We start from the raw sequence: 8,211 nt of genomic DNA on the forward strand, positions 1-8,211 counted from the left end.
GGCCGGGTCGTCAATACGGGTATGTGTCATACCGGGAGAGGCTTCCGTCAGTCCATATACACTGGTGACCTTCATAAACATCTTTTCTTCAACCTGCTTCATGAGTTCTACCGGACAGAGAGATCCGGCCATGATGCCGGTGCGCAGGCAGGAGAGATCGAACATGTCGAACATGGGATGATGGAGTTCGGCAATAAACATGGTGGGAACTCCGTACAGAGCTGTACACCGTTCCTTGTGGATGGATGCCAGAACCAGCAGCGGGTCGAATCGTTCTACCATTACTTCTGTACATCCGTGGGTCAGACAGTTCATTGTGGCGAGCACTACACCGAAGCAGTGGAAGAGCGGCACGCAGACGCAAAGTTTGTCATCTGCCGTGAATTTCATGTGTTCGCCCGTCAGGAAACCATTGTTGGCGATGTTGTAGTGTGTCAGCATTACTCCCTTGGGGAATCCGGTAGTTCCCGATGTGTATTGCATGTTCACGGTATCGTGACAGCTTACTTTCTTCTTGGCTTCTTCCAGTTTTTCGTCATCAATGTTCTTTCCCAGCAGCAGGATTTCTGCCGTGTTATACATGCCGCGGTATTTTTCCTGTCCGATATAGATTACGTTGCGCATGTAAGGGAAGCGCTTGCTCTTCAGGTGTCCGCGCTGGAAGGTCTTGAGTTCGGGCAGCATGGTGTACGTCATGTCAACGAAACTGCTGTCTTTTTCTCCGTCCACGATACACAGGGTGTGCATATCCGAGTTCTGGCAGAGATATTCCAGTTCGGCCTGTTTGTAGTTGGTGTTTACCGTAACGGCTACGGCACCGATCTTGGCACATGCATAGAGGAATGTCAGCCAGTCGGGTACATTCCGTGCCCAGATACCGACATGGGTTCCTTTTTCCACGCCGATGCTCAGCAGGCCTTTTGCCAGGTTATCTACTCGTTCGTTAAACTGTTTCCAGGTAAACCGCAGGTTGCGGTCGGAGTAAACAATGTATTCTTTGTCGGGAGTGGTTGCAGCCCAGTGTTCAAGCCAGTCTCCCAAAGTACGTTCTGATAATTGCATCATAGTCTGTTTCTTTAGATGGGAGTATAGATGACGGCCAGAATGCGGGCAGACTGTCCTTCAAAAGCATGTACATGGTGAGGTACGATGGAGTCATAATAGATTGTATCGCCTTTCTCAAGTACATAGACCGATTTTCCGTAATTGATTTCCAAAACTCCTTCCAGCACCATGATGAATTCTTCTCCTTCGTGTGCGGAAAGGGTAAATCCGTTTTCCGGATTCGGATCGATGTCAATGACAAACGGCTCCATGTGACGGTCTGTTTTGCTTCTTGACAAAGAATGGTAATGAAGGTTCTGACGTGCATCAGGGGAGTTGTTGGAGAAACTGATCGTGTCATCTGCTTCTCCGCATCGGCAGACTACCGGTCCGTTTTCATTGGGCTGGTCGTCGAGGAAAGTTCCGAGACGTACTCCCAATGCCCGTGCGATTTTTACGAGTGGAGCCAGTGAAGGTATGTTGATATTCTGTTCAATGCTTTCAATCTGTTCTTTGGACAGTCCTGTACGTTCTGCCAGTTCTTCAAGAGTAATTTCCTGAGCGGTTCTCAGTGCTTTTATTTTTTCTCCGATAATCTTTGTGCAGTCCATAGTTGAATCTTTTTTTAGTGTTCTGAATTAATTAAGAACTTTTTTGACAAGTTCAGCTGCAAATATAATCAATCTTTAAGAAAACCATAGGGAATCTCTTTATTTTTGTTACTGAAGTTGTACCTTTGCCGTGTTTTTTAGGAATAGACAAATGAAAGAAGCATTTATAAAACTCCATCTCTCGGTCCTGATAGCCGGGGGAACCGGTATATTTGGCCGGTTGATATCATTGAATGAAGGTTTGCTGGTGTGGTATCGCATGTTATTGGCAACGCTGATTTTTTATGTTGTTCTGATCATGCTGAAGAAATTGCATCGCGTACCTTGGCATGATATGAAGCGTATTGCTTCCGTGGGCCTGTTGCTGGCCGCTCACTGGCTGTTCTTTTACGGAAGTATCAAGGCTTCCAATGTATCTATCGGGGTGGTCTGTCTTTCGTTGATGAGCTTTTTCACGGCTTTGTTTGAGCCGCTGATCAACCGTCACCGGGTTTCCTGGCGGGAAATGCTGTTCAGCCTGCTAGGGGTGTTGGGGATTTTTCTGATCTTTAATTTTGACACCCGTTATCGGGCAGGTATCGGGATGGGAGTCGTTTCATCGGCACTGGCCTCTCTTTTCACCATCTGTAACAAGAAGGTATCAGCCGGCTATCCGGCCAGTACCATGCTGCTTTATGAAATGGGAGGAGGTTTTCTGGGGCTGATCTGCATCTTACCGGTTTATTTATATTTTTTCCCGGTTGCCAGTATACTGCCGGCGATGAATGACTGGATTTATTTGCTGCTCTTTGCTTCCGTATGCACGGTATGGCTTTATATACTTCAGATTCAGGTGCTGAAGCAGATTTCGGCTTTCACTTTCAACCTGACCTATAACCTGGAGCCTATTTACAGCATTATAGGAGCAATGATTCTGTTTGGTGAGGCCCGCGACCTGAACTTCAGTTTTTATATCGGCCTGGGACTGATTTTTATGTCTGTGGTGTTACAGAGTCTCAATGTCTTGATGCAGAATAAGAAGTTTACACCTTATATATATGTAAAATGGAAACGTTGAAAGTCCGTATTCATCAATTGCTGCAACAGCTGAATGAACAGGTTTTCGGTAAGGAACATGTCGTTTCGCTGGCTCTGTTGTCTGCTGTTGCCGGTGAAAGTATTTTTCTGTTAGGTCCTCCGGGAGTGGCCAAGAGTATGGTGGCCCGTCGGTTGAAGCTGGCTTTTCGGGAGGGAACATCGTTTGAATATCTGATGTCCCGTTTCAGTACGCCGGATGAACTTTTCGGTCCGGTTTCCATTTCCCGACTGAAGGACGATGATATCTATGAGCGTGTGACTGAGGGCTATCTGCCTTCTGCGGCCGTTGTTTTTCTGGATGAAATCTGGAAGGCCGGTCCGGCTATTCAGAATTCCCTGCTAACGGTCATCAATGAAAAGAAGTACCGCAACGGGCGTTTTGAAATAAAGGTTCCCTTGAAAGGGCTGGTAGCGGCTTCGAATGAGTTGCCGGCTTCCGGGCAGGGGCTGGAAGCATTGTGGGACCGTTTTCTTGTCCGGGTACTGGTCGGAGGCATAGAAGATCTGTCTGATTTTGACCGCATGATTGCATCCGTCAGCGAGGAAGATCCGGAGGTAGATCCGGCTTTGGCTATCGGAGAAGAGGAATATGCCGGATGGCAAAGAAAGATCGCTGAAGTGAAGATCCATTATTCCATTTTCGAAGTCATTCATTTGTTGAAGGAAGAAATCGAAGAATATAATCGCCGGCAGGAAAATGCAGATGCGGCAGACCTGTCACTTTATGTTTCAGACCGCCGCTGGAAGAAACTGGTGAAACTGCTTCGTGCGTCAGCTTTCCTGAACGGGGAAGATACCATTCATTTGTCGGACTGCCTCCTGCTGATGTATGGTTTGTGGAACGAAGTGGGACAGATGGATCTGGTTGAAGAAATGGTCAGCAAGGCCATTCGTCGCAGTGCGGAAGGCTATCTGCTGAATCTGAAAGGAATTGATGATGAATTGCGTTCCTTGAAGGACGAACTGGCTTCGGATGCGGTTGTCCGTGAAAATGAAGATCCGGGATTGCAGCTGGTAGATCAGTATTATTATCAGGTGGAGCGGGTTCGGATGGCCGGAAAATTACTGATCTTTGCTTCCGATTATCAGTTGCTTGATGACCGGGGCAAACAGTTTTGCTTGCAAAAGGATAAGTATAAGTCGGCCTGCTTTGTCCTGAAGAAATATGATGCATCGCTGCACGGGAAAGTCCCTCAGAATAAAATCTATACTTTACGCCGGGGACGCCGTTCCGTATTTATCAACGACTATGAATACCCTTTGCTGTGTGTGCCCGGATGTATGCCCCTTCCACCGGTTGAAGTACGTCCGCAGGAAGATATGGCAGCCCGTTTCGCACAACTTGAACAGAAGTTGCAGCGGGTGGAAAATGATTGTGAAGATTTGTTTGCCCGTGAGAAGGCTTATTGCGAATCTCATCTGTTTCTGAGTGCCCGCCAGCGGGAAATTATGCGGAAGATGCTGACTCATCATCAGGCGGATGTGGCTGGTTATCGGAATGAATTGAATGAACTGAAACATGCATACAGGAAAGAGAACGAGGAGTATCCGGCTGAAGGATCTGAAAACACGTTATCTGGAGCAGCTTCGCACTAAAAGTTTCGAAGTTCTGCAGGAAGCATTACACCGCGGAACGGTCTTGCCTCGTGAAGTGGAAGACGAGGTATGGACTTATTACCGGAAGACTGCTCCCTCGTTGCAGGAGTTTTATTCGCGTTACACTCCGGAATGGGATGCTTTTTATGAGAATGAGAATCTGTCTCCCGATTTGTTCCTGGATTTTCTCCGGCGGATGCAGTCTGCTTTCCGAAAACGCTATGCCTTATCGGAACTGAATGTGGCTTATTACATCGAGTCATTGGAACGTTTGCCGTTATGGAGCGAAGAAAGAAAACGGATGCAGGAGTTTTTCCTGAATAAATGGCATCATCTGCTGACGGTAAAGGAATCTGATTACCAATATCTGCATATCCGTGAGCTTTGTGAAGGATTTGTGTTGCTGGATAAGGCAAGCGGGATGAAGACGGTGGAGAATGTGATCGGCTCCCGGTTGCGCTGGCTGCTGCTGAATCATCCCGAGCTGTATCGTTCTTTGGCTCCGTATGAAAAGGAATGGGAACATAACCGGAACTTGCAGGAACTGGTCCGGCTGTTAGGCAGGAGCAGTCGTGGAGAGAAAAGGGAATTTGCTTCTTTTTCGGGGATCCGGAAGGAACAGCTGGTTCATCATGCGGTGAGAAGCGATATTGAAGGGATTGCTTTGGGGAATGACTTGAACAGTCTTCTTCCCATTGAATATTGTTATTTGTCAGAAGAAACATTGCGTCCACTCTTTATGCAGCGCTTCGTTGAGAAGCGTCTGCAGCTTTTTAACAGCCGTTCGCAGGAGGCTGAGGCTTCCTTGTTGCCGGAACGGAAACCGGAGAGCTCACAGGGGCCGTTTATTATTTGTGTCGACACTTCCGGTTCCATGCAGGGGCGTCGGGAAATCCTTGCCAAGTCAGCCGTGCTTGCCATTGCCCGGCTGACGGAACCGACCTGCCGCAAGTGTTATGTGATCAATTTTGCAGAAGATATCCGTTGCCTGCTGATCAAGGATCTGAAGGCAGACCTGCCTCTGCTGGCTGAATTCCTGAACCAGCGTTTTGATGGAGGAACAGATGTAGCTCCGGCTGTCCGGGAAGCTTTGCAACTGATCCGGACGAACGGATGGAAACGGTCTGACGTGGTTTTGATCTCAGATTTTGAAATGCCTCCTCCGACGGATGAGTTGCTGGAATCTGTCCGTCAGGCAAAGTTGCGTGAATCATCCTTTTACGGAGTCGTGTTCGGTTCTGTTCCCGAAACGGAGTATCTTGGACTCTGCGACCGCTATTGGGATATGAATATCAGCAGTTCATCCACCCGTTAAGCCGGAAACAGTTTGATATAAGATCACTACTGCCCTATAAAAGTTAGCTAATTGGTTTTTGAAATTATTGAAATGCAGTTGTTTAAGTAGTGTTTTAGTATGAAACGGATTTGAATTCGTAGCTTAGCGGTCAAATTGAAAGCTGCTTATGAACATGAACAGAACTCAATTCAACAATTTCGTTCGTAAGTATGATGTTCGGACGACTGAGCAATCGTGAGAGCCTTTGCGACCTAATTGTACCCGTTGACTGAATTAATTTGGTGCGTATGCTAATGGAGAAAAAGTAGGCTTCCAATCCTTTTGGTAGAGTCTGTATGGACATTCGAGCTTGACGTTTGCTGTTTCAAACAGGTCAAGTTGCACCTCTGCTCCGATATAGCCTTTGTCGCCGATGATACAGCATCGTGATGTATAGTCTTTATGTCCTTGAGGTGATGAATATCGTGAACACTTGTCTTGGAGAGGTCGTAAGAGTGTATGACATCACTTAGATTTTATTAGCCATATGGCTGCGTATCTTCTCTTGAAGATTACTCACAGACTTACGGCGGTCATTGAACTGACGGCGTGAGGTAAGGTTCGGGATGGAATCCTTACACTCTTTCAACTTGGCTTCAAAAAGCCAGTTTTCACTGTCTGTCTCTTCCGACTCGGCAGCCATACTCATGGCTATGATCTCTAAATCAGAGGAATGGGGTACAGGACTGGGACGAAGAACATTTCCCTGCTTCGTAACCAACTCTTTGGAGAATTGCTTACATATCTCCAGAAACTTAACGAATTTTTATATAAGTTGCGCATAGAGAGACTATATAACTCAAAGATTTGATGCCATAAGTCACTAAAAATCTGATATATGTACAACTTTATACTATACATTATTCAATCTTTTAATTCCGCCAACGGGTTCAAAGCTACAGTTGACTTTATGTTCCAAACAATACTCTCTGAAGGAATAGGATTGTTGACCTGTAGCACATAATTTTTTAAAGCAGAGAAAACTGCCTGTAGTATTCTACTCTTTCCATATCATAAAATTTATATGGCAAAGTTAGATTTACTACAGGCAGATTACAATACGCTATCGCGGAAGGTAGTGCTTCCCATATTTCCTGTATGTTGTTTGTTCTTTTTTGTCTTTGAATAACAAGACGGTACGGTTTTCCTTTCTATTTCTCAACGACTATGGAGTTCAGTTCGTATTCTATTCCGTTGATCTCCTCCATCTTCTGAGAATGAACATGTCGTCATAAAAAGCGGAATATCTGTTGGCGCGTATATAGAAATACTTGCAATGCGCCTTGACCGTGTCTACAATTTCCTCCGAGCAGGAGCCGCAATCCATACGCATGCTATCAACATGGATGCCGTTTTCTTCAAACCTTGAAAATATTCTTTCAAGCGTATCCTGCTGATGGAAATGGGCATTGCCGTTACGATTCTCATTGCTGACAATATGATCACCGATAACCGCCACTGCGGGACTGTATCCCGTAAACTTCTTCATTCATCTTATCGGATGTATTGAAATCGTATGACTTCCCTGAGACAGGAGACGTATAGGTTATGTTTGAGGTAGTCAACTATTTTATGGCACGTATAATCGTATAGCACTGCATATGCTGAGTCTGGAATGGCAGGAAAGATGCCTCATAAGATGTGTGGAGACATCCTCAATGCAAGAACCACCGCAGAAGTACACACACATAAGAGAACGGAATATTTCACTGTACTGATAACCGATGGTTCGGCTTCGCAAGCCTAATGTCGAATCAACCACATTGGATAAAAGAGCATCAAATTGCTCCATGATTGAAAATATTCCGCCAAAAGGGGTGATTTTCTCCGATTTTATTTGTACTTTAGCCATGTCAGATGAAGATTTATTTGATTTTTATTTGCAACATTAAGTTAAGTGAATCTTCTGACATGACAAAGTACTTGGCAATATATTATTACTCAGCACTTTAAATTATTTTTTTAGAAAGAAGTTGCGGAATTAAGGGTTATTAAATATTGTTTGAAATTTTGGCATATGAGAGACGTAAAGAAAATTAATTTAACTTACTGGGGAGTTGCTATAGGTGTTCTTATTACATCTTTCTTGATAGATATTCCCGAAAAAAAAATGAATATTTCATTACTTGAAATAGAAGCTTTGGCTAATAGTGAGTTCTCTGATGGCCCTTGTAGTGAATATTTGATGGATGTGAAGTATGGAGATCTGACCGATGGAGGGAATAAAGTTATTTTTACTTATGGTTGTGCGGGAAATTCTTCTGGAGTTTGTCGTAAGGGTAAGGTTGTAGAATATTATGGTCTTTACGGACAATATATAGGTGAGGATGATCAAAGGATTTCCACAACATGTGAATAACTTATGAGAAGCATAAAGTCAGATTTCTTGTGGATTATGCTTGTTGCAAGCATAATCCTATTGGTTGGTTGTTATGGCAAATCTGAACAGGTTGACACAGCTACCTATTGTGTTAATATAGATTCTGTGGAAGTAGTGGATACACTTCCAATGTCTTCCTTGTTTAAAAGCGGAAAGATTGTTTGTTT

The 8,211-nt window shown here is 44.8% G+C and carries 7 protein-coding genes and 2 pseudogenes; 5 read left to right on the top strand and 4 right to left on the bottom strand.

The window, feature by feature from the left end; all coding sequences use genetic code 11:
- Both BACCOPRO_RS03775 and BACCOPRO_RS03780 read right to left on the bottom strand, forming a co-directional pair.
- On the bottom strand, nt 1-1,062 hold a 1,062-nt coding region (locus tag BACCOPRO_RS03775; RefSeq protein WP_040311152.1), incomplete at its 3' end, for an AMP-binding protein.
- A gap of 14 nt (nt 1,063-1,076) precedes the next feature.
- Nucleotides 1,077-1,655 (bottom strand): helix-turn-helix domain-containing protein, encoded by a 579-nt coding sequence (locus BACCOPRO_RS03780; RefSeq protein WP_008141086.1) that lies wholly within the window; start codon nt 1,653-1,655, stop codon nt 1,077-1,079.
- Between the two features lie 151 nt (nt 1,656-1,806).
- Here BACCOPRO_RS03780 and BACCOPRO_RS03785 point away from each other — a divergent pair, with 151 nt between their 5' ends.
- Genes BACCOPRO_RS03785 through BACCOPRO_RS03795 form a run of 3 tightly spaced genes read left to right on the top strand, consistent with a single transcriptional unit; the run spans nt 1,807 to nt 5,643 of the window.
- The gene (locus tag BACCOPRO_RS03785; protein ID WP_008141088.1) at nt 1,807-2,712 is read left to right on the top strand and encodes a DMT family transporter; all 906 of its coding nucleotides are present in this window, start codon (nt 1,807-1,809) and stop codon (nt 2,710-2,712) included.
- Nucleotides 2,700-4,328: an AAA family ATPase gene (locus BACCOPRO_RS03790; protein ID WP_008141092.1), complete on the top strand. Its 1,629-nt coding sequence runs from the start codon at nt 2,700-2,702 to the stop codon at nt 4,326-4,328. Before BACCOPRO_RS03785 ends, BACCOPRO_RS03790 begins: the two co-directional genes overlap by 13 nt.
- Nucleotides 4,252-5,643: a vWA domain-containing protein gene (locus tag BACCOPRO_RS03795; protein ID WP_040311146.1), complete on the top strand. Its 1,392-nt coding sequence runs from the start codon at nt 4,252-4,254 to the stop codon at nt 5,641-5,643. Before BACCOPRO_RS03790 ends, BACCOPRO_RS03795 begins: the two co-directional genes overlap by 77 nt.
- Before the next feature lie 264 nt (nt 5,644-5,907).
- Here BACCOPRO_RS03795 and BACCOPRO_RS18460 read toward each other — a convergent pair.
- Nucleotides 5,908-6,525, bottom strand: a pseudogene (locus tag BACCOPRO_RS18460) (transposase family protein); the annotation flags it as partial.
- Nucleotides 6,526-6,746: 221 nt separating this feature from the next.
- Nucleotides 6,747-7,516 (bottom strand): annotated as a pseudogene (locus tag BACCOPRO_RS17390) (transposase); the annotation flags it as partial.
- A 165-nt stretch (nt 7,517-7,681) separates the two neighbouring features.
- Between BACCOPRO_RS17390 and BACCOPRO_RS03810 the strand changes: the two are divergent.
- Both BACCOPRO_RS03810 and BACCOPRO_RS18275 read left to right on the top strand, forming a co-directional pair.
- Nucleotides 7,682-8,023 (top strand): hypothetical protein, encoded by a 342-nt coding sequence (locus tag BACCOPRO_RS03810; protein ID WP_008141101.1) that lies wholly within the window; start codon nt 7,682-7,684, stop codon nt 8,021-8,023.
- Between the two features lie 3 nt (nt 8,024-8,026).
- The coding region (locus tag BACCOPRO_RS18275) for a hypothetical protein (RefSeq protein WP_008141103.1) at nt 8,027-8,211 on the top strand (185 nt) is incomplete at its 3' end.

The organism is Phocaeicola coprophilus DSM 18228 = JCM 13818 (assembly GCF_000157915.1).
GTDB classification, from domain to species: domain Bacteria; phylum Bacteroidota; class Bacteroidia; order Bacteroidales; family Bacteroidaceae; genus Phocaeicola; species Phocaeicola coprophilus.